The sequence below is a fragment of the Rhodococcus sp. 320_ES genome (assembly GCF_059691855.1).
On sequence record NZ_JCAWAG010000006.1, the window covers coordinates 112,963 to 134,675 of the forward strand.

The window sequence follows — 21,713 nt, forward strand, 5'->3', positions numbered from 1 at the left end:
GTACTCACTCGCTCGGTGAGGCCATCTCCTGCAGCAGCAGGTCGGTCATGCGCACCGCTTGGTCGGCGTCGCCCGCGTTCTCCACCAGGACCGAGATCGCGAGGTCTCCCTTGGTGGCGACGTACCAGCGGTCGTCGTCGGCGTTGCCGCCGTCGAGTCCGCGCACGTCGGGGTGTCCGGCCAGCGGCGTCATCGACGATCGCACCCGGGCGAGCACTGCAGGGTCGACGGGTCCGCCGTCGCTGGAGACCGATGCCGGGCGACCGCCCACGATCATCGGCGCCGGTGCGCTGCCGCGCGAGATGGCCGCAGCCATCTCCGCGAGACCGAACGGCGTCACCGCCATGGCGTCCTGCTTCGACGAACTGGCGGAACGGAATTGATCGCTGCGTGTGCGGCCGTCGGGCAGGCTCGCGGTCACCACGTCGGCGCCGGGCAGTGAGTAGGACGTGCCGAGGCCGAATTGCCGAGCCGCAGTGGAGAAGTCGCTGCCCTGCATCGTCGCCGCGGCGTCGACCAACTCCGACACCGTGCCGGCCGGATACAGGTGGTTCAGCGCCGGCGTACCGAGCTCGTTGGCGTAACTGTTCTGCGCGACTGCGACGACGGCGCCCGTCGACGGCTTCATGACGACGATCGACGCCGGAGTGCCGACGCTCACCACCGCTGTCTCCGCCGCCAGTTGCACTCCGGAGTCGACGGTCGACGCGATGTCCGGCGCTCCGGGTCCCTGGAAACCGGCTTTGCGAGAGGAGGTTCCGTCCGGACTCGCGACGTCGACGGCCCAGCCCGCGGTGTCGTCCCGGCTCTGCTGCCACACGGAGCGCAGCGAGTCGAGCAGCGGGGAGTTCAGTCGGCGGTCGCCGGCGATCAAGCGAGGTTCGGTGTAGAGCGCGACACCGGGGATGGCCCGCAGGTCGTCTTCGAGTACGGCGTAGTCGTCGGCGCGCAGGGTCACCGCCGTGATCGATTTACCCTGTGCCGCAGCGAGATCGGCCAGCATGGTCTCGGATGTGATGAGCGGGGCCACCACGTCGATCACGTCGGCCAATTGCTGCGTCGTCGACGCCGGGTCGGGCATCTTCGCGGGATCGAGATCCACTCGTGCGATGGCCTGTTCGGTCATCATCGGCTCGCCCGAGGCGTCGAGCACCTTGGGTGCGGGGGCATCGGTACGGGTGTACGCCACCGTGCGGCCGTTCCCGAGGTCGGGAGCCAGAATTTCCGGCGCCCACGAAATCTTCCATCCGACCGCGAGCTTGCGGGTGCTGCCCTGGGTCGTGAAGTGCCATTGCCTCGTGTCCGCGCCGCGAGGTTCGCCGAACGTCCACGTGGTGTCGAGGGTGAAGAAGCCGGACGTCTCGTCGAGCCCGATGTACTGCGACATGCGGGTCGAGGACGTGCCGGCGGGACCCAGACCGTCGAACATCTGGGTGATCGTTTGGGCCGCGGCGTTGGGGTAGGACGTGAGCGCAGCGGCCGCGGCCACGTTGCGCTCGTCGAGTGCGTGGGTGAAGTTCTCCACCATGATCGCCGCTTCACTGCGCGGCTTGCTCACGATCGCCGTCGCCATGGCCGCCATCACCGCGAACGCGGCGAGGAGGGCGATGACGTAGCGGGGGCGGATCGAGCGTCGCCGGAGCGGGAGCGGGGTGCGCGAGGACACCGGCGCAGGCAGAACGGAGAACATGCATCAATTGTCACTCGAGTAACTTCTGTAACAGAGCACGGTGAGCACACGTAAGGATCACGATTGGGCCTCGGCCCACCCCCCTGGGGCGCCTCGCCTACCGCAGGAACGCCCCCGCCGCCGTCAGCGCCGGCCCCGACGAATCCGCACCCGCCACGAAAACCGCAAACGCCAGATCGCCTTGAATCCCGACGAACCACCCGTGAGCAGGGGCGTTCGCTACTTCGGCAGTTCCGGTCTTGCCGACGAGACCGGGGATGTCCCGCAGCACGGTCGCGGTTCCGTCGGTGATCGTCTCGCGCATCATGGTTTTCAGCTGGTCGGTGACCTGCGTCGGCGCGGGGGCAGGCGTCTGATCGGCGGTCGCGGGCCGACCTTGGACGATCATCGGCAGCGGTGTCGAGCCGCGCGCGATCGACGCGGCCACCATCGCCATGCCGAACGGTGTCGCGGTGACGGCTCCCTGGCCGATTCCCGACTCGACGCGCTCCGCCGGTGTCGCTGCGGGCGGGACGCTGCCCGTGACCGTGGTCAGACCAGGTGTCACGTAGTCGACGCCCAGCCCGAACTGCAGCGCCGCCTTCTGCAGCGCGTCGGCGGGCAGCGCCACCGCGAGGCGGGCCATCGTGGTGTTGCACGACCGCGCGAACGCGGTGTGCAGCGGCACCGATCCCAGGTCGAAGTTGTCGTCGTTCGGTATCTGTCGCCCCTCGATGTTGTCCGTGCCCGGGCAGGGAAGGACGGTGTCGGGGTTCGCGGTCCCGGCCTGCAGAGCAGCCGAGGTGGTCACCGTCTTGAACGTCGATCCCGGTGGGTACAGGCCGGTGAGCGCGATCGGCCCCTGCGCGTCCGCCGCGGCGTTCTGCGCGACGGCGACCACACCGCCGGTCGACGGCCGAATGGCGACGATGGCCGACTGGTTCGGCAGGGACGCCAGCGCATTCTCCGCTTTGAGCTGCAGCGACGTGTCGAGTGTGGTGGTGATGTCGGGGCCGACGACGGGATCCTGACCGGCCAGTTGCCGTGTCACCGTTCCATCGGGACCGACGAGTTGTACCGCCCATCCGGCGCCGGCCGTTTCGGCGTCCTGCCAGAGGTCGGCGACGCCGTTCAGGGCGGGTGACGCGACGGCGCGGTCGGTGGTGAGCAACCGCGTCTGCGGCGCCAGCGTCACTCCGGGCAGGGCCGCGAGTCGGTCCCGGATCGGGTCGAGGTCGGACTGTCGCAACGTCACCGCGGTCGTGGCCCCGGTGGTCGACGCGGCCAGGTCGGCGGCGAGCGACCGGGCGGTCACCGTCGACGCGACAGGAGAGACGAGGGCGGCGACCGCGGACGGGTCGGCTGTGGCGTCGATGTTCACCAGGGTCACGACCTGGCGCGACATGAGTTCGGCGCCGTTGGCGTCGAGAACGCGCGGCGCGTTCTCCGCGGACGTCGGGGTGTAGCGGACCGTCGAGCCGTTCGTGAGACCCGGAACCACGGCCGCCGGGTCCCAGTCGATCTTCCATCCCTGGTCGGTCTCGGCGGCGGTACCGGACGTCGAGTAGCTCCAGATGCGCTCGGCGGGAGACGCCTGGGGCGTGGTGGTCGCAGTGGTCGTCGGAGTTGCGCTCGGAGTAGTGCTGCCCGCCGGCGGTGTGAAGGACCACGACCCCGACATCGTGAACGACTTCGCGTCCTCGTCCGCCGTCGTGACGGTGAAGGTGGGGGTCGCGTCCACCGTCCCGCCACCGCGCAGCCCGTCGTAGAGCTGGGTGAGGACGGTGCTCGCTCCGGCAGGGTCCGATGTCTCGGCCGCGGCTGCTGCCACATCTCCACTGCTCAACGCGGCGGCGAAGGCGTCGGCCACGGTGCGCGGCTGGGGTGGAGCGCTGTCGCCACAGGCGGAGGCCACCAACGCGGTCGCAACGAGAAGGGCAGTGAGAGACGTACGCACGAGGACGATCATGCCCCACACCTTGCCGGCATCAACGTAATTGTGTAATCATGTAATCACTGTTGCATCTGGCAACAGGACATCGAAAGGAAAATCCATGAGACACGAACATGGACCCGGCCACGGCCGAGGGCGCTTCGACGGCGCCGAACAGAACAGAGAACACCCGGGCTGGGCCCGCACACCCAACGGACGCGGCCCCGAAGGCCACGGTCGAGGCCGCGGACGCGGCGGACCCGGCGGACGCAAGTTCGGCCGGCCGGGCGGATGGCAACAGGCCGACGTTCCCGACGCCGCCGACGCAGCCGAGTGGTTCGTCGGACGCCTCCCCAGCGAGTGGTACGACGGATCACCGACCATCGAGGTCGACCGAGAAGAAATCGTGGTCGTCGGTGACCTGCCGAAGCCCGAAGCCGACAGTGACGCCGCCCTCGAGGGCCGTATCGCCCGCTTCCGTGAAACCACGCGCGACGACCGCATGCGGATCGCCGACGAAGCCGAGGCGCGCTACGGCCGCAAGGTTGCCTGGGGTGTCACGATAGACGGAAACACCACCCTCTTCACCCATCTCGCGGTGCCGGTGATGACGCGCCTGCGTCAGCCCGAGCGCAAGGTGCTCGACACCCTCGTCGACGCCGGCGTGGCCCGCTCGCGTGCCGACGCTCTGTCGTGGGCCGTGCGCCTCGTCGGAGAGCACACCGAGGAATGGCTGAGCGAGTTGCGCGACGCGATGTCCAAGGTGGACGACCTGCGCAGCAAAGGCCCGACGATCTGACCCCTCGCGAGCATCAAATCGCTCGACACTGCTTGCCCATTCGTTCTACGATAGGTACATGATCCTGTCGAGGTGAATCCCGAGCCCCGCGTGCGCACTTGCGCTCCGGACCCCTCACACCCTCGAGCAGGTACTCCATGTCATCCTCGGTTGTCATCTCCGATCTGTCCTTCACATTCCCCGACGGACGGCGACTCTTCGATCGCCTGAACGTCGTATTCGGTACGGGCAGAATCGGTCTCGTCGCCAACAACGGAACCGGCAAGTCGACGCTACTGAAGCTCATCGCCGGCGAACTCGACCCCGACTCCGGATCGATCACCGTCGACGGCTCCGTCGGCTATCTCCCACAGAACCTGACTGCGTCGCCGACCGACACCGTCGCGTCGGTCCTGGGTATCGCCGGCATTCGAACGGCGTTGCGACGCATCGAGTCCGGCTCGGCATCCGACATCGACTTCGACCTGGTCGACGGATACTGGGACATCGACGAACGGGCGATCGCGCTGCTGGGGCGCCTCGGATTGCATCGAATCGCCACTCGCCCAGACCAACTCGACCGGACGGTGGGGACGCTCTCGGGCGGCGAGCTCACCTTGCTGAGCCTTGCCGCCCGCCTGCTGGGCGACCCGGCCGTGTTGCTGCTCGACGAGCCGACCAACAATCTTGACGCCCGCGCACGGGGCGTGCTCGAGGCGGCACTGGACGCCTTCTCCGGGGCCGCGATCGTGGTCGGTCACGACCGCGGTCTCCTGGACACCGTCGACACGACGGTCGAATTGCGTTCCGTACGAGGGTCATCGGTCGAGCTGCGGGAGTTCGGTGGCAACTGGACGTTCTACACCGACACCGTCGACGCCGAGCAGGAGGCCGCGAGGTCGGCGCTGCGAGACGCGAAGAACGAGGTGAACAAGCAGAGCGCCGAGCTGGTAGACACCCAGATCAAGCTCGCCCGACGCGCACGGTACGGGCGAAAGATGAACGAGAACAAGCGGGAACCGAAGATAGTGATGGGCGCACGAAAACGTGCCGCCCAGCAATCGGCGGGCAAGCTGCGCATCGAACACGAGGGCCATCTGGACGATGCGCGAGCGAAACTCACCGCCGCCGAAGATTCGATTCGGGACGAGAAAACGATTCGGATCGACCTGCCGAACACCGAGGTCCGACCGGGGCAACGCGTCGTCGACCAGGAGGTGACACTCCTGTCCGGCTACGGCACAACACATCTCACGATCGACGGGCCGGAACGCATCGCACTGGTCGGTGACAACGGCGTCGGAAAGACGACCTTGCTCGACGCGCTGACACCGCTCGTTCCGTGGGCGTACCTGCGCCAGAACGTGACGACTCTCGACGAGAGCGCATCGGTGATCGACAACGTTGCTGCCGGTGCGCCGCACGTCCCTGTCACCGATCTCCGAGCGCACCTCGCGCGATTCCTGTTCCGCGGCAACGCCGCCGACGCGCCGGCCGGCACCCTCTCCGGTGGTGAGCGATTGCGGGCGGCGCTCGCGACGGTCCTGTTGTCGGACCCGGCACCTCGACTGCTGCTGCTCGACGAACCGACGAACAGCCTGGACGTCAGCAGCATCGACCACGTGACAGAGGCACTGTCGTCGTTTCGCGGATCCATGGTCGTGGTCAGCCACGACGAGTCCTTTCTGGAGGAACTCGGTATCACCCGACGCTGGTCGCTGACCGAATCGGGGATCGTCGACAGTCCGCAATAATGCAGGAGTGGACTTCGCAACCAACCCCGTCGACGGCACCCGCATCTTTTTCACGTCGACGGGCGCCGACACGGGCCCACCCGTTCTCCTCGTCCACGGCAGCCTGCTCAGTCACCAGATCTGGCGCACGTTCGGATACGTTCGCGCGCTCCGGGACAGCCACCGCCTGATACTCGTCGATCAGCGCGGGCACGGACGAAGCGACAAGCCGCGCGAGAGCGCCGCGTATTCGATGGACCTGATCACCGGCGACCTCCTCGCGGTGCTCGATGCGACCGAGACCGAGACGGTCGACTACGTCGGCTACTCGTTCGGCGGTCGAACCGGACTGCATCTCGCGGCGCGTGCGCCGCACCGCATGCGCTCCCTGATCGCGGGCGGGGCCAGCGCGGCGCCGCAGAAGGGCGCACTCGACGGCCTGTTCTTTCCGAACAGTGCCGACGTGCTCGAAGAGCGCGGTATGGAGGCGTTCATCGAGGAGTGGAGCACGCGCCGCATCTTTCCGGTCGACTCCGGGACTCGCGCGGCGTTCATGCGGAACGACGCGTTGGCCCTGGCCGCGTACTTCCGAGCGTCCGACGCCGACCCCGGGTTGCCGGACGAGGCGCTGACCTCGATGTCCGTTCCCACGACGATGTTCGTGGGCTCGGAGGACGTCGATCGCATCGACGACACTCGCCGCGCGGCAGCACTGATACCGGGCGCCGCCCTGCACGTGATTCGCGGGTACGACCACAGCACCACCGTTGCGGCACCCGAGGCGGTGAACTTGGTGAAGGCCGCTCTACTGTCGACGCATGGCTGATCGCTTCTGGAAAATTCTCGGCCGATCGGTGGCGAAGGGACACGCACGCACCCGCGACGCGGTGGCCCGGTCCGGCGCGCACGACGCCTGGGCCGAGGACGCCGACCCGAGCGCCGCGGCGGCCGAACTGCGCGGCGACGCGTTGCGCGATCTGCCCAAGTTCCTGGCTCTGGCTCGCCACACCGCCGACGCGTCGCTCGAGCTCCGGCCGTTCGACACCCAGCTCGTCGGCGCGGTCCGTCTCCTCGAGGGCGACGTCGTGGAAATGGCGACGGGTGAGGGCAAGACGCTGGCCGGTGCGATCGCCGCCGCCGGATACGTTCTGCGGGGTCGTGACGTGCACGTCATCTCCGTCAACGACTTCCTGGCGCGGCGCGACGCCGAGTGGATGGAACCCTTCTACACCGCGTTGGGCCTCACCGTCGGGTGGATCGACGCCTCGTCGACGGCGGATCAGCGTCGAGCCGCCTACGACTGCGACGTCACGTACGCCTCGATCAACGAGATCGGATTCGACGTCCTGCGCGATCACCTCGTGTTCGACGTGGCCGACCTGGTGTCCCCGACTCCCGACGTCGCGATCGTCGACGAAGCCGATTCCGTGCTCGTCGACGAGGCGCTGGTGCCTCTGATTCTGGCCGGTTCGTCGAGCTCGGACGTGCCGACGGCCGAGGTGTTCGACGCCATCAGCGACCTCGAAGCCGGTGTCCACTACGACACGGACCCGGAGAAGCGCAACGTCTTCCTCACCGACGAGGGCGCGGAGGCGCTCGAGAAGAAGCTCGGCGACATCGATCTGTATTCGGAAGAACACGTCGCCACCACGCTGGTGCAGATCAACGTCGCCCTGCACGCGTTGGTTCTCGTGCGCAAGGACGTCGACTACATCGTCCGCGGCGGACAGGTGCAGCTGGTCAACGCATCTCGGGGCCGGGTGGCGGAGTTGCAGCGCTGGCCGGACGGTCTCCAGGCGGCGGTCGAGGCCAAGGAAGGCTTGTCGCGCACCGAAACCGGAGAAGTGTTGGACACGATCACCGTGCAGGCGCTGATCGGCCGCTACGCCACGGTGTGCGGCATGACGGGAACTGCACTGGCCGCCGGCGAGCAGTTGCGCAAGTTCTACGACCTCGGCGTGTCGGTGATCGAGCCCAACGAGCCGAACATCCGTGTGGACGAGGCAGATCGGGTGTACACGACCGCCGAAGAAAAGAACGCGGCGCTGGTCGACGAGATCGTGGAGGTCCACGAGACCGGACAGCCGGTTCTCATCGGAACCCACGACGTCGCGGAGTCGGAAGCATTGGCGCAGCGGCTCGTCGACCGAGGCGTTCCCGCGGTGGTACTCAACGCCAAGAACGACGCGGAGGAAGCGGAGATCGTCGCCCGCGCAGGTCAACTCGGCGCGGTGACCGTCTCGACGCAGATCGCCGGCCGCGGAACCGACATCCGGCTCGGTGACGGTGTGGCCGACCTCGGCGGACTCCTGGTGGTCGGTACCGAGCGCTACGTCACCGAGCGTCTCGACAACCAGTTGCGCGGACGCGCAGGGCGACAGGGTGATCCGGGGCGCTCGGTCTTCTTCGCCAGTTGGGACGACCGCCTGGTGCGGTCCCATCTCCCCCCCGGCGACCGCCCCGGCACGTCCAACGACGACGGCTACATCGAATCATCCGCTGCAGCAAAGCGAATCGATCACGCGCAGCGGATCGCCGAGGGGGAAATGCTGTCGGCCCACTCGCTGACGTGGAGATACAACCAGCTCACCGCGCAACACCGGTCGATCGTCGACGCGCGTCGCCACTCCCTGCTCACGACGGACGAAGCGTGGGTTCTGCTGTCCGGGAGAAACACCGAGCGTGCCGAGGAACTGCAGGAGACGTTCGAGCTGCCGACGCTCGAACGCGTTGCGCGACAGATCGTTCTGCACAATCTGGACAGTGCGTGGTCGGACTACCTGGCCTACCTCGCCGACGTCCGCGAGTCGATCCACCTGCGAGCACTGGGCCGCGAGAATCCCCTCGACGAGTACCACCGGATTGCGATCGACGCGTTCCGCACTCTGGAGGCACGGGCACTCGAGAAGTCCGACCAGGTGTTCCTGACGGCGGCGGTGACGGAGGACGGACTGGATCTCGTCGGCGCGGGTGTTCGGCGGCCGTCCTCGACGTGGACCTACATGGTGCACGACAACCCGTTCGAGAACAGCGGGAGCGCATTTCGCCTGTAGTTCTGGTGCTCTGATCGGGTGCGGCAACGGATTCGATTCACGTTGCCGCACCCGAGTTCGGGGGGCGCTAGATCTTTGCGCCGGTCTCGGGGTGGAACAGGTACACCTGCCCGTCCCGCTTGTTCAGGGTGATCGTATCCCCGATACGGGCCGGCGCGCGATGCGGAGAGCGAGCGACGATGGACGCGGGCGTTCCGTCCAGGCCGCGGATGTCTCCGGAAGCGAAGTGCGCGTACAGGTAGGACTCGTTGCCCAGCTCTTCCACGAGGTCGACGACCACCGACAGGCCGTCACCGGTCGACTCACCGATGGCGAGCTGCTCGGGTCGCAAACCGACCGTCACGGTGTCGACACCGGTCGACGCCAGCGCCGTCAGCTGCGCGCGTTCGAGCGGAAGGGTGGAGTTGCCGATCTTCACCCCGCCCGAGACCACCGGCACCGTGAACAGATTCATCGCGGGCGAGCCGATGAAGCCGGCGACGAATGCGTTGACCGGGTGGTCGTACAGCTCGGTGGGCGCCGCGAACTGCTGCAGCTTGCCGTCTTTGAGGATCGCCACTCGATCACCCATGGTCATCGCCTCGACCTGATCGTGCGTGACGTAGACCGTCGTGGTGCCGAGCCGGCGCTGCAAAGCCGCGATCTGCGTACGCGTCTGCACACGTAGCTTGGCGTCGAGGTTCGACAGCGGCTCGTCCATGCAGAAGACCTGCGGTTCACGAACGATGGCGCGCCCCATGGCAACTCGCTGACGCTGTCCACCGGAGAGCTTGCCGGGCTTGCGGTCGAGGTACTCGGTGAGGTCGAGCAGCCGGGCGGCCTCCGCCACGCGGGCCTGACGCTTCTCGAGGCTGACCCCACGCATCTTGAGCGCGAATCCCATGTTCTCCCCGACGGTCTTGTTGGGGTAGAGCGCGTAGTTCTGGAAGACCATCGCAATGTCGCGGTCCTTCGAGGGCACGCCGACCATGTTCTTGCCGCCGATTTCGATTGCGCCGCCGTCGATCTCCTCGAGTCCGGCCAGCATCCGGAGGGCGGTGGACTTGCCGGACCCGGACGGTCCGACCAGGACGATGAACTCGCCGTCCTGGATGTCGAGATCGAGCGAGTCGACGGCGAGCTTGTCAGCGCCCTCGTAGATGCACGATGCTTGCTTGTACGCGATTGCAGCCATGATTTCTCCTATTTGATGGCGCCGAAGGACAGGCCGCGCACGAGCTTGTTCTGCGCAAACCATCCGGCGAGGACGACGGGGAGGGCTGCGAACGTCGCAGCGGCGGAGAGCTGGGCCCAGTACAGACCCTGACCGGTGATGAAGCCGACGAGGTACACCGGAATGGTCTGAGCCTGAACAGCAGTGAGGTTGACGGCGAAGAAGAACTCGTTCCACGAGAAGATCACGCAGATGAGCGAGGTCGCCGCGATGCCGGGCGAGACGAGAGGCAGGATGACCTCGCGCACCGACGTCCACAGCGACGCACCGTCCATGCTCGCTGCTTCGAGCAGTTCGCTCGGCACTTCGAGGAAGAACGAGCGCATCATCCACACCGCGATCGGCAGATTCATCGCTGTGTAGAGGATCACCAGGGTCCAGATGTTGTCGAGCATTCCGATGTCGCCGACGATGACGTACAGCGGCACGATGGCCGCCACGACCGGCAGCATCTTGGTCGAGATGAAGAAGAACAGGACGTCCTGGGTCTTCTTGACGGGGCGCAGCGAGAGCGCGAACGCGGCCGGAACACCCAGCAGCAGAACGAGAGCCGTCGAGACGATCGTCGCGAACGCGGAGTTCAGCAGCGTGGTTCCGATGCCGCTGTCCAGCACACCGCGGTACTGGTCGAGCGTGGGGGCGAAGAAGATCTTGGGCGTGGCCGTGTAGGCGTCGGCTTCCTGCTTGAAGCCGGTGATCACCATCCACAGCACCGGGAAGAAGAACACGATGCCGGCAACCCAGGCCACGACCGACCAGATCGACCCGGTCCCCCACTTGCCCTTCCGCTTCAGGGGAACGGCTGTGTCCTTGCCCTTTTCCGTCGTTCGCCTGTCGGTAGCGGTACTCATCACGCAGCCTCCTCGGTTCCGCTGAAGCTCTTGAAGATCAGTCTCAGCGCCAGGGTGCTGACGATGATGGTGGCGACCACGGTGACGACGCCCATGGCCGCTGCCTGCCCGATGTCGAATCCCAGGAAGGCACGTTGGTAGATGTAGAAGGGCAGGTTCGACGACGCGACGCCCGGTCCACCGGACGTCATCATGTAGACGGCGTCGAAGGTGTTGATCAGGTAGATCGCACCGAGTACCGCGCCGAGCTCGATGAAGCGGCGCAGATGCGGCAGGGTGAGTTCACGGAAGAGCTCGAACGGTCCCGCCCCGTCCACGCGGGCTGCTTCGGCGATGTCCTTGGGCATCGACTGCAGTCCCGCGAGGATCAGCAGCATCATGAACGGCGTCCACTGCCAGATCAGGTTCACCATCACCGAGGCGAGCGGAAAGCGTGACACCCAGTCGATCTGGTCCACTCCGAACGGGCCGAGCACGAAGTTGATCAACCCGAAGACCGGATCGAACATCGTGGTCTTCCAGATCAGAGCGCCGGCGACGGGGGTGATCAGGAACGGGGTGATCAGCAGCGTGCGAACCAGGCTGCGGCCGATGAATTTCCGGTCCAGCAGCAGCGCGAGCAGCAGGCCGAGCACCACCGAGATGATGACCGTGCCGACGATCATGATCACCGTGTTGAACGCGACCTGACGGAACTGGCTGTCCCGGAACACGTCCACGTAGTTGTTGAGCCAGTTGAACTGTCGGGAGCCGGGGCGCACGAGGTTCCAGGACTGCGTCGAGTAGTACAGCGTGAACAGGAACGGAACCTGGGTGACGATGATCGCGAAGACCATGGCCGGCAGCAGCGGCCCGCGGCGGCGCCACCCTTCCGCTTTCGAGATCGTCCGCGGACGCGGTTCGAATCGCTGCGAATCGGCCTGTGCCGATTCGACTTCGGTCGTGGTCATCCCTGGCCCTCCTGGTAGGTCTTACCGACCACTTCGGCGTATTGCTGCGCTTGTTCCAGCGCGTCCTGGACGCTCTTCTGCCCTGCCACCGCGGCACTGATCTGTTGACTGACTCGTGTTCCCAGGTCCTGGAACTCGGGAATGGTCAGGAACTGCACGCCCGTGTACGGCACCGGTTGCACGGTGGGTTTGTTCGGGTCGGCACTGTCGATCGAATCGAGGGTCACCTGACCGAAGGCCGCCGAGGCTTCCTTGTACTCGGGAATCTCGTAGGTGGACAGGCGACTTCCCGGAGGAACGCGTGACCATCCGAGCTCGGTACCGACCTTCTTCAGGTACTCCTTGTTCGTCATCCACGAGACGAACTTCCATGCGTCGTCCGGGTTCTCGGAGGTCTTCGGAATGCCGAGTGCCCACGAGTAGAGCCAGCCGTTGTCGCCCTTGGCCGCCGAGGGTGCCTTTGCGTAGCCGATCTTGCCTACGACGGTGCTGGACGTGGGGTCTTCGAGCACCGACACCGCCGAGGTGGCGTCGTACCACATGGCCGTCTGCCCCTGCGCCAACTGCGTTCCGCACTCGCTGAAGCCGCTCGTCGCCGCGCCGGCCTGTCCGTGGGTGCGCACGAGGTCGACGTAGAACTGAACGGCCTTCACCACTTCGGGACTGGTGAGCTGCGCGTTCCAGTTCTCGTCGTACCACCGGCCGCCGAAGGCGTTGATGACCGTGTCGAGGGGGGCGAGAACCTCACCCCAACCGGGCTTGCCGCGCAGACAGATGCCCGACATGCCGGGCTGATCGAGCTTGGCGGCAGCGTCGGCGACCTGATCCCAGGTGGGTTCGGCCGGCATGGTGATACCGGCCGCCTCCATGAGGTCCTTGCGGTACATCAGGAACGACGACTCGCCGTAGAACGGCACCGAGTACATGCTGCCCTCGTAGGACAACGACTCCTTCAGCGTCGGGATGAAGTCGTTCTCGTCGTATCCCGGTGTGGCGTCGGCGTACTCGGACAGATTGGTGAGCCAACCGTTCTCGGCCCACTGCGGGGTCTCGAAGTTGCTGATCATCACCACGTCGAACTCGCCGCCACCGGTGGCCACCGATGCGGTGATCTTGGCGCGGGCCTCGTTCTCCGAGAGCGACACGAACTTGAGATTGATGCCGGGGTTCTCGGCCTCGAACTCGGGTGAGAGCGAAATCGCGTCCGCCATCTGCGAATTCGACACGATGGCAACGGTGATGGTCTTGCCCCCGCTCTCACCTCCGAACGACCCGGCTCCCGCGCACCCTGTCGCGACGAGAGCCGTCGCCGCGACCAGCGCTATCAGTTTCTTCATACCGTTTCCTTCCAACTGTCCTCGAGCATGTGTGCACAGGCGATGTCGGTCACGAGGACCTTGGCCAGACCGCCGCGGAGCGCACCGAGGATGGCCTCGTGTTTTCGCGCCCCACCCGAGATGAGAATCGTGTGAGCGCAGGCTCTGATGTCGCCCAACGGGACCGAGAGCGTGCGCGCCGGCAACGACCCGCCGACGTCCCTGCCGTCGCGGGTGAAGAACCGTCCACCCACTTCTCCGACGGCTCCGAGTTCGTCGAGTTCGCTCAGAACGTCCGAGTCGATGAAGCTGCCTTCGAACAGCGTGGTCGACGTGGACACCGGGCCGAGTCCGAAGAACATGACGTCGGCGGTGCGCCCCGCATCCAGAGCCTTGGACATCACCGAATCCCGCTGCAGCGCAGTCACGGTGGCGGGGTCGGCGTAGAGGGGCGCGTTGAGGCGCATGGTGGAGGCCTGCATCTGCTCGGCGCACTGCCCGAGTACGTAGTCGACACCGGTCTGGTAGTCCGATGCGGCACTCATCGAGCCGTCCATCTGCACCACCCGCGCGCACCGGCCGGTGCGGCCCGCGAGACCCTGCGCGACGGCGACAGTCTCGGGGCCCCACGTGAATCCGACGGTGGCGCCCGGCTGGGTCCGTCGCACGAGAACCGACGCTGCGGCGCGGCCCAGTGCGTCGTAGCGGCCGTCGTTGTCGTCGACGTTGCTGTTCACGACCAGGACCTCGTCGATGCCGTACTTCTGCTCGATGGAGCGTTCGATGTCGGGGTAGACGGACCCGGCCAATGCCTCGGGGACACGAACCTCGATGCGTACCAACCCTTGTGCGCGGGCACGGGCGACCAATCGGCCGGCGGTCGGGCGGGAGACGCCGAGCTTCGCGGCGATCTCGGCCTGGGTTGCTCCGTCGAGGTGGTACATCGTGGCGGCGCGCAGGGCGAGGCGAAGGTCGTCGGTGTTGATCGCGACTCCGGTCATCTCCGCCTCCTGGTGTGAGCAAATGCTCACGTGGTGTTCATCTGCTCACTAAGCTAACATTCAGGTGTGATCCACACAACAGTTTCTGGGAAAGTCCCCCAGTCCATGCGAGCCAGCGTGCTGACCAGGCCCGGCGTCATCGAGGTGCAGGAGCGGCCCGTCCCCACCCCGGCGCCCGACGAAGTCCTGGTCCGCGTTGCGTCGGTGGGCGTCTGCGGATCGGACGCGCATTACTACCGCGAGGGCCGGATCGGCGACTTCGTCGTCGAGAAGCCGATCGTGTTGGGGCACGAGGCGTCCGGGGTGATCGTGGCCGTCGGTGACGACGTCTCACCCGACCGCGTCGGACAGCGGGTCTCGATCGAGCCCCAGCGCCCCGACCCCACGAGCGACGAGTCCCGGCGCGGCCTCTACAACCTCTGCCCGCACATGGAGTTCTACGCGACGCCGCCCATCGACGGAGCGCTGTGCGAGTACGTGCGCATCCAATCCTCGTTCGCGCACACCGTCTCCGACGACATTTCCGACGACGCCGCCGCGCTGTTCGAGCCACTGTCGGTCGGAATTGCGTCTGCCCGGAAAGCGCGGATCAGCGGCGGCTCCTCGGTCCTGATCGCCGGCGCCGGACCTGTCGGCCTCGTCACCGCACAGGTCGCCCGCGCGTTCGGTGCAACCGAGGTGATCGTGTCCGACATCGCGGAAGGTCGGCGCGCCAACGCACTGAAGTTCGGCGCTACTCGCGTCGTCGACCCTGCCGCAGAGGACGTTCGATCGCTGCGTGTCGACGCGTTCGTCGACGCGTCGGGCGCCCCGCGCGCCGTCGTCGACGGCATCCACGCCGTGGCCCCCGCCGGCACCGTCGTGCTCGTCGGGATGGGCGGCGACGAGTATTCGCTGCCGGTCTCCACCATTCAGAACCGAGAGCTGGTGCTGACCGGCGTCTTTCGCTACGCCAACACCTGGCCGGCCGCGCTGTCGCTGGTGCGTAGCGGCGCAGTCGATCTGGACTCCATGGTGACCGCTCGATTCGCCCTGGCCGACGTGGAGAAGGCGCTGAACGCCGACCGCGAACCGGGCAGCATCAAGGCCGTCGTCACCCTCACCCCGACACAGGAGGACCACTCGTGAAACTCGATGCGGCGGCGCTGGCGAGTATCGACCCGTCGGTGGCCGTACCCACCTACGACCGGTCGACGGTCACCGCCGGGATCGTCCACTTCGGTGTCGGCGGTTTCCACCGGGCGCACCAAGCCATGTACGTCGACCGCCTGCTGACCGAAGGAAAGGGAACCGAGTGGGGAATCTGCGGCGTCGGAGTTCTGCCCGGCGACCGGAAGATGAAGGAGGTCATGGACTCTCAGGACTGCCTCTACACCCTCGCTCTGAAGCACGCCGACGGAACCTGGGACACGCGCGTCATCGGGTCCATCGTGGAGTACCTCTTCGCACCCGACGATCCGGATGCCGTGGTCGAGAGGCTCGCTGCCGAGACCACCCGCATCGTCTCGTTGACGGTGACCGAGGGCGGATACAACTTCTCCCCGACCACCGGTGAGTTCGACGCCGCCAATCCCGCTGTGCAGCGGGATCTCGAGCCGGGCGCACTCCCCTCGACGACTTTCGGTCTCGTCGTGGAGGCGTTGGCGCGGCGGCGCGAGCGGGGCATCGAACCGTTCACCGTGATGTCGTGCGACAACATCCCCGAGAACGGCCACATGGCCCGGTCCACGTTCACCGCCTTTGCCCGCCTGAAGGATCCCGATCTGGCGCAGTGGATGGAAGATCATGTGCGCTTTCCCAATTCGATGGTGGACCGCATCACCCCGGCCACCACGCCCGACGTCGTGGAGCAGATCGGCGAGCGCTTCGGCATCGACGACGGCTGGCCCGTCGCAGGCGAGCCATTCACACAATGGGTTCTCGAGGACAGCTTTTCGATGGGACGGCCCCCATTCGAGGACGTCGGTGTGCAGCTCGTCGACGACGTCACCCCGTACGAACTCATGAAGCTCAGGCTCCTGAACGCAAGCCACCAGGCCCTCTGCTACTTCGGCTACCTCGCCGGATATCGCTTGGTCCACGAGGTGGCACAGGATCCCCTGTGGCAGCGCTTCCTCCTCGCCTACATGGACGACGAGGCCACGCCCACCCTCCAACCCGTCCCCGGCATCGACCTGACCGAGTACAAACACACTCTGGTGGAACGCTTTTCCAATCCCGAGATCCGCGACACGGTGGCGCGGCTGTGCGCGGAATCCTCCGACCGCATCCCGACGTGGCTGGTCCCGGTGATCACGTCGAACCTCGCCGCCGATCGACCGGTCACCCTGTCCGCGGCCGTCGTCGCATCCTGGGCCCGGTACGCGGAGGGCACGGACGAGGACGGTCAGCCGATCGAGATCGTGGATCAGTTGAAGGAGTCCCTGGTCCCGCTGGCCCGTGAGGGCGGCACTGCCTTCGTCGAGAACCGGAGGCTTTTCGGAGACCTGGCGGACGACGCGCGGTTCGTGGAGGCGTACTCCGCAATGCTCGAGTCGCTGCACACGCGTGGGGCGCGGGCGACGTTGGAGGGGCTGATGGAGGGACGGTAGGGCCCCGCCTACACACCTCGCCCTCACACCCGGTCCAACACCGTCGCGAAGGCGACTTCGGCCGCCCCCACCAGCGAGGCCCTCGACCCCAGCGCCGCATGACGCAGGTGTACGCCGAACTGCCGCACCACGAGTGACTCGCTCAACGCCGTCGTGAGACGATCCTGCACCGCGGGAAGCAGATCGGCGAAGAGGCCTCCGAACACGACGACGCGTGGGTCGAACATCGCGACGACGTTGCGCAGGCCCAGCGCAAGCCACTCGACGTACTCGTCCAGCACGGGGTCGCCGGGAGTGCAGGCTCTCAGCCGTTCGCACAACTCGTCGATGGTGGCGTCTTCCGGGAGGCCGACGGCGCGCTGCATGGCGAAGCGCCCCACCTCGGTTTCCCAGCAGCCGAGCGACCCACAACCGCAGCGGCGTCGACCGTTGATTCCCGTGTGGCCCAGTTCGACTGCGTATCCGCCGGCGCCGACCACGGTGACTCCGCCGCTGATGACTCCGCCGCCGACACCCACGTCGGCCATCAAGTAGACCACGTCGTCGACGTCCTGCGCGGCGCCGCGGACGTGCTCGGCGAGGGCGCCCAGATTGGACTCGTTGCCCACGAACACATCGATCCCGGTCTCGGTCGCAAGCATCTCGCCGAGGGGTACGTCGACCCATCCGAGATTCGGTGCCGAGCGCACCAGGTTGTCGGACGAGCGCACCAGGCCGGGAACGGCCACGCCCACTGCACTCGGCGGACGGTCGAATCTCCCGCCGAGATCGGTGACGGCGTCACCCAGAAGTCGCACCAGCACCTGCGGATCGAACTCTCCCACGGGAGGTTCGACGCGTTCCTCCGCCAGAACGGAACCGCCGAGCCCGACGGCGGCTACCGTCAACCAGTCGATGGCGGCGTCGACCGCCACCACCCACACCGACGACGGGACCGGGGCCACGACCAACGACGGACGGCCGGCGGTACCCCCGCTGGAATCGGGGTTCTCGGACACGAGGCCGTCGCCGACGAGTTCGTCGACGACGGCCTTGATCGTGCTCCGGTTGAGCTCCAACCGATCCGCCAGGTCGGTACGGGTGCGTTCACCGCCGAGGTGAAGGCTCCGCAACACGGCAGTCCGGTTGGCGCGACGGATTCCGTCGGGTCGAGTTCCCGTGTCCTCGCGGGCAACTCGTCGCGGACTCATCGTGCAACAGGTGACCTGCGACGCGACAGAGCGTCCACACTGGCGGCGAGCAGCAGCACCAGTCCGGTGACGATGGAGACCACCGCTGCCGACTGCCCTTGCAGCCTGAGCCCGTTGTCGATGATCGCGATGACGGCAGCGCCGATCACCGCGTCCCGGACTCGCCCGCGTCCACCGAACAGCGACGTTCCACCGATCACGGCGGCGCCCACGGCGAAGAGCAGCGTATTGCCGCCTCCCGCTTGCGGATCCACCGAACCCACCTTCGAGGCGGCGACGATGGCTCCCACCGCCGCGATGGTCGACGAGACGATGAAGACGCTCATCCGAATACGCCGCACGTCGATACCGGCTCGGCGAGAGGCTTCCGCGTTGCCACCCACCGAATAGACGTGCCGCCCGTACGAGGTGCGGTCCAGAACGAACGTTGCGACCACCAGAATCGCGACGACGATCGGAACCACGTACGGGATGCCGGAGATGGTGAGCAGAGCCGGGTTCGGGCTCCGGTTCACCGTCATCGCCCACGTTGCCAGCGCGCCGAAGACCACGAGGGCTCCGATCTTGAGCGCGAGCAGCGCGGTGGGAGGTGCGATCAGGCCCTTGCTGATTCGGCTTCGCTGCCGGGCGAGATTCACCACGGCATAGCCACCGACCACGACGGCGAACAACACCCAGCTGGCCCATACCGGCAGGCTGCGGTTCGCGATCGCGAACAGGACCGTGTTGTCGGAGAGGCCGAGAGTGCCGCCCTCACCGATCAGCTGGAGAACGACGCCACCCCACGCGAGGAACAGTGCCAGTGTCACGACGAACGACGGAATGCCGACGCGGGACACGAGGAAGCCGGTGAGACATCCGATGGTGCCGCCGACGCACACCGCGAGAAGGATCTCGATCCACGGATTGGCCGGTACGCCGATCAGGGCGATGAGCAGAGCGATCGCCGCGAGCGCGGTGCCCGCCCACAGCTTGGTGATCGCCGCCAGCACACCACCGAGGAGCAGCACGATGCAGAACACGACGAAGACGCCGGTTCCCATGCCGCCCAGCAGATTTCCGCCCTGCGTGTAGTGCAGCGCGAGAACAGCCGCCGCGACACCAGACCCGGTACCGGCCGACAGGTCGATCTCCCCGAGGAGGAGAACGAACACCAGTCCCATGCCGATGAGCGCAGTGGCCGCACCCTGCGTGAGCAGGTTGGACAGGTTGTTCAGCGTGAGGAACTGATCGGACAGCGCCGTGAACACGATGAGAAGAACGACGAGACCGGCCAGCGCCGGCAGCGCACCCAGCTCACCGCCCCGCAAGCGGGCCACATAATCACGGCCCGCTCCCGAGAAGGACTGCTGCTTGGTGTCGATCGAGAAGTCGCTGCCTGCCTGGCCCTGCGGGGAGGCCGGAGGCCGGCCGGAATCGTCGGTCGTTCCCACCTCGGCCGTCATATGGTCACCGCTTTCGCTTCTGCCTTGGCCAGCCCGATGTCGCCGGACCGACCGGTGGTGATGAGTTCGACGATCTGGCCGACGCTCACGTCCTCCGCACGCACCTGAGCGGCCATGCGGCCCAGGAAGAGTGCGGCCACCGAGTCGGAGACCTCCTTGACGTCGTTCATGTTGTGGCTGATGAGCAGCACGCCGACACCGGAATCGGCAAGGCGCCGAACGAGATCGAGCACCTGCCTCGTCTGGGCGACACCGAGCGCGGCGGTCGGCTCGTCGAGCAGCACCACCTTGCTCTGCCACAGAACGGATTTCGCGATGGCCACCGTCTGCCGCTGTCCACCGGACAAAGCGGCGACGGGTGTGCGGACGGACTTGACCGTCCGCACCGACAGCGACGCGAGGGTGTCCCGCGCCGCCTGCTCCATCGATCCCTCGTCGAGCAGGCCCTTGGACGTGCGCTCACGGCCGAGGAACATGTTCTGCACGATGTCGAGGTTGTCGCACAGCGCGAGGTCCTGGTACACGACCTCGATACCCAGCGCCGCAGCATCTTTCGGGCTGCCCACGGTGACGGGCTTGTCGGCGAAGAGCGTCTCGCCGGAGTCCGTGCTGTGGATGCCGGCGATGCACTTGACGAGCGTCGACTTGCCGGCGCCGTTGTCACCGACGAGCGCCGTCACCTCACCTGCTTTGATGGTGAGGTCGACGTCGTGCAGCACGTGCACCGGCCCGAAACTCTTGTTGATTCCCCGCAGTTGCAGGATCGTTTCCGTCATCGGCGGATCAGGAGATGCCGGCGGTGGCGCATGCCGCAGCCATGTCACCCGCGCAGAGATCGCTCGCCGACACCGCACCGCCGTCCACTGCCACCTTGACGTTGTCCTTGGTGATGGTGACCGGGGTGAGGAGCACGGACTTGACCTGGCGGTTGCCGGTCGGATCTTCGGACGTGGCAGACGCTTTGGCGTCGGCAGCCGAGGTGTCACCCTTGGCGAGATCGATCGCGAGTTCGGCGGCAGCCGCTGCTTCCTGCGCGACGTCCTTGAACACGGTCATGCACTGATCGCCGCGGAGCACTGCCTTGAGGCCGTCCTCGGTGGCGTCCTGTCCCGTGACGGGAACCTGGCCGTTGAGACCGTTCTTCTGCAGCACCGTGATGACCGCGCCGGCGAGACCGTCGTTCGCGGCGAGAACGCCGTCGACCTTGCCTCCGTTGGCGGTGAGCAGCTGCTCGAAGGTGGTGCCGCCGACCTGGTTGTCCCACTCGGGAATTGCCTGGTCGCCGACGAGACGCAGTGCGCCCGAGTCGTACTTCGGCTGGAGCACCTGCAGTGCACCGGCCTTGAAGAGGGTCGCGTTGTTGTCGGTGGGCGAACCGTCGATCTGGATGATCTGGGCTCCGGGCATGTCGCCGACACAGTCGACGAGACCCTGTCCCTGCAGATTTCCGACCGTCGTCGAGTCGAAGGAGACGTAGTAGTCGGCCGAGCCGCCGAGGGTGAGGCGGTCGTAGTCGATGGTGGCGACGCCGGCTTCCTTGGCCTTCTTCTGCACTGCCGCACCGGATTCGGACGACAGGTTGCTCATCAGGATCACCTTGGCGCCCTGGCTGATCATCGAGTCGGCGATGGAGGAGAACTTGGTGGTGTCACCCTCGGCGTTCTGGATGATCGGGTCCAGGCCGGCGTCGGACAGCGCCTTCTGCAGAAGCGGGCGGTCCTGGGACTCGTACCGTGCGGACGACTTGGTGTCGGGCAGGATGACGCCGACTTTGGTTCCGCCGTTGCTGCTGCCGCCGCTGTCGGACGATCCGCTGCCGCCGCCACTGCTGTTGCTGCCGCACGCACTGACGGCGAGCATGAGTCCCACACCGGCCACGGCGACGGCGATCTTCTTGTTCTGCATCTCGAGACATGTCCTTCCGGTTCAGCCGGCCCCGACGAGGCGGCTTTAGTTGCGAGCGACAACATAACCCGCAATGTGATCCGGA

General features: G+C 66.7%; 17 protein-coding genes. 6 read left to right on the top strand and 11 right to left on the bottom strand.

The window, feature by feature from the left end:
• Window positions 1–4 precede the first annotated feature (4 nt).
• Together AC59JP_RS21080 and AC59JP_RS21085 are read right to left on the bottom strand one after the other, a co-directional pair.
• Entirely contained in the window at window positions 5–1,690 is a 1,686-nt protein-coding gene (locus tag AC59JP_RS21080; RefSeq protein ID WP_497327783.1) for a penicillin-binding protein 2, read from the bottom strand.
• A gap of 97 nt (window positions 1,691–1,787) precedes the next feature.
• On the bottom strand, window positions 1,788–3,638 hold the full coding sequence (locus AC59JP_RS21085) for a penicillin-binding transpeptidase domain-containing protein (RefSeq protein WP_497327784.1): 1,851 nt from the start codon (window positions 3,636–3,638) through the stop codon (window positions 1,788–1,790).
• An 85-nt stretch (window positions 3,639–3,723) separates the two neighbouring features.
• Here AC59JP_RS21085 and abmR point away from each other — a divergent pair, with 85 nt between their 5' ends.
• The 4 genes from abmR to secA2 all read left to right on the top strand — a co-directional run bounded on the left by abmR (window position 3,724) and on the right by secA2 (window position 9,166).
• On the top strand, window positions 3,724–4,401 hold the full coding sequence (gene abmR / locus AC59JP_RS21090; protein ID WP_497327785.1) for an ATP-binding transcription factor AbmR: 678 nt from the start codon (window positions 3,724–3,726) through the stop codon (window positions 4,399–4,401).
• A gap of 137 nt (window positions 4,402–4,538) precedes the next feature.
• Complete coding sequence (locus tag AC59JP_RS21095) at window positions 4,539–6,134, top strand: ABC-F family ATP-binding cassette domain-containing protein (protein WP_497327786.1); 1,596 nt, start codon at window positions 4,539–4,541, stop codon at window positions 6,132–6,134.
• A gap of 7 nt (window positions 6,135–6,141) precedes the next feature.
• On the top strand, window positions 6,142–6,939 hold the full coding sequence (locus AC59JP_RS21100; protein ID WP_497327787.1) for an alpha/beta fold hydrolase: 798 nt from the start codon (window positions 6,142–6,144) through the stop codon (window positions 6,937–6,939).
• Window positions 6,932–9,166 carry an accessory Sec system translocase SecA2 gene (secA2, locus tag AC59JP_RS21105; RefSeq protein WP_497327788.1) on the top strand — a complete coding sequence of 745 codons (2,235 nt, stop codon included), beginning with the start codon at window positions 6,932–6,934 and terminating at the stop codon, window positions 9,164–9,166. Before AC59JP_RS21100 ends, secA2 begins: the two co-directional genes overlap by 8 nt.
• Before the next feature lie 67 nt (window positions 9,167–9,233).
• Here the strand turns inward: secA2 and AC59JP_RS21110 are convergent, their stop codons facing one another.
• From AC59JP_RS21110 to AC59JP_RS21130, 5 genes are read right to left on the bottom strand one after another with little or no spacing between them, the layout of a single operon-like run.
• On the bottom strand, window positions 9,234–10,340 hold the full coding sequence (locus tag AC59JP_RS21110; protein ID WP_497327789.1) for an ABC transporter ATP-binding protein: 1,107 nt from the start codon (window positions 10,338–10,340) through the stop codon (window positions 9,234–9,236).
• 8 nt (window positions 10,341–10,348) lie between these two features.
• Window positions 10,349–11,230 carry a carbohydrate ABC transporter permease gene (locus AC59JP_RS21115; protein ID WP_497327790.1) on the bottom strand — a complete coding sequence of 294 codons (882 nt, stop codon included), beginning with the start codon at window positions 11,228–11,230 and terminating at the stop codon, window positions 10,349–10,351.
• Window positions 11,230–12,180: a carbohydrate ABC transporter permease gene (locus tag AC59JP_RS21120; RefSeq protein WP_497327791.1), complete on the bottom strand. Its 951-nt coding sequence runs from the start codon at window positions 12,178–12,180 to the stop codon at window positions 11,230–11,232. The genes AC59JP_RS21115 and AC59JP_RS21120 overlap by 1 nt, the downstream gene beginning before the upstream one ends.
• On the bottom strand, window positions 12,177–13,517 hold the full coding sequence (locus AC59JP_RS21125) for an ABC transporter substrate-binding protein (protein ID WP_497327792.1): 1,341 nt from the start codon (window positions 13,515–13,517) through the stop codon (window positions 12,177–12,179). Before AC59JP_RS21125 ends, AC59JP_RS21120 begins: the two co-directional genes overlap by 4 nt.
• The gene (locus AC59JP_RS21130; protein ID WP_497327793.1) at window positions 13,514–14,497 is read right to left on the bottom strand and encodes a sugar-binding transcriptional regulator; all 984 of its coding nucleotides are present in this window, start codon (window positions 14,495–14,497) and stop codon (window positions 13,514–13,516) included. Before AC59JP_RS21130 ends, AC59JP_RS21125 begins: the two co-directional genes overlap by 4 nt.
• Window positions 14,498–14,602: 105 nt before the next feature.
• Here AC59JP_RS21130 and AC59JP_RS21135 point away from each other — a divergent pair, with 105 nt between their 5' ends.
• Window positions 14,603–15,625, top strand: coding sequence for an NAD(P)-dependent alcohol dehydrogenase (locus tag AC59JP_RS21135; protein ID WP_497327794.1), 1,023 nt, complete (start codon window positions 14,603–14,605; stop codon window positions 15,623–15,625).
• On the top strand, window positions 15,622–17,088 hold the full coding sequence (locus tag AC59JP_RS21140) for a mannitol dehydrogenase family protein (RefSeq protein WP_497327795.1): 1,467 nt from the start codon (window positions 15,622–15,624) through the stop codon (window positions 17,086–17,088). Before AC59JP_RS21135 ends, AC59JP_RS21140 begins: the two co-directional genes overlap by 4 nt.
• A 23-nt stretch (window positions 17,089–17,111) precedes the next feature.
• On the opposite strand, the gene AC59JP_RS21145 is transcribed toward AC59JP_RS21140, so the two are convergent.
• Genes AC59JP_RS21145 through AC59JP_RS21160 form a run of 4 tightly spaced genes read right to left on the bottom strand, consistent with a single transcriptional unit; the run spans window position 17,112 to window position 21,628 of the window.
• The gene (locus AC59JP_RS21145) at window positions 17,112–18,278 is read right to left on the bottom strand and encodes an ROK family transcriptional regulator (protein WP_497327796.1); all 1,167 of its coding nucleotides are present in this window, start codon (window positions 18,276–18,278) and stop codon (window positions 17,112–17,114) included.
• Entirely contained in the window at window positions 18,275–19,723 is a 1,449-nt protein-coding gene (locus AC59JP_RS21150) for a sugar ABC transporter permease (protein ID WP_497327797.1), read from the bottom strand. The genes AC59JP_RS21145 and AC59JP_RS21150 overlap by 4 nt, the downstream gene beginning before the upstream one ends.
• The gene (locus AC59JP_RS21155) at window positions 19,720–20,499 is read right to left on the bottom strand and encodes an ATP-binding cassette domain-containing protein (protein ID WP_497327798.1); all 780 of its coding nucleotides are present in this window, start codon (window positions 20,497–20,499) and stop codon (window positions 19,720–19,722) included. Before AC59JP_RS21155 ends, AC59JP_RS21150 begins: the two co-directional genes overlap by 4 nt.
• A gap of 7 nt (window positions 20,500–20,506) precedes the next feature.
• Window positions 20,507–21,628, bottom strand: a complete 1,122-nt coding sequence (locus tag AC59JP_RS21160; RefSeq protein ID WP_497327799.1) for a sugar ABC transporter substrate-binding protein — start codon at window positions 21,626–21,628, stop codon at window positions 20,507–20,509.
• Window positions 21,629–21,713: the final 85 nt, after the last annotated feature.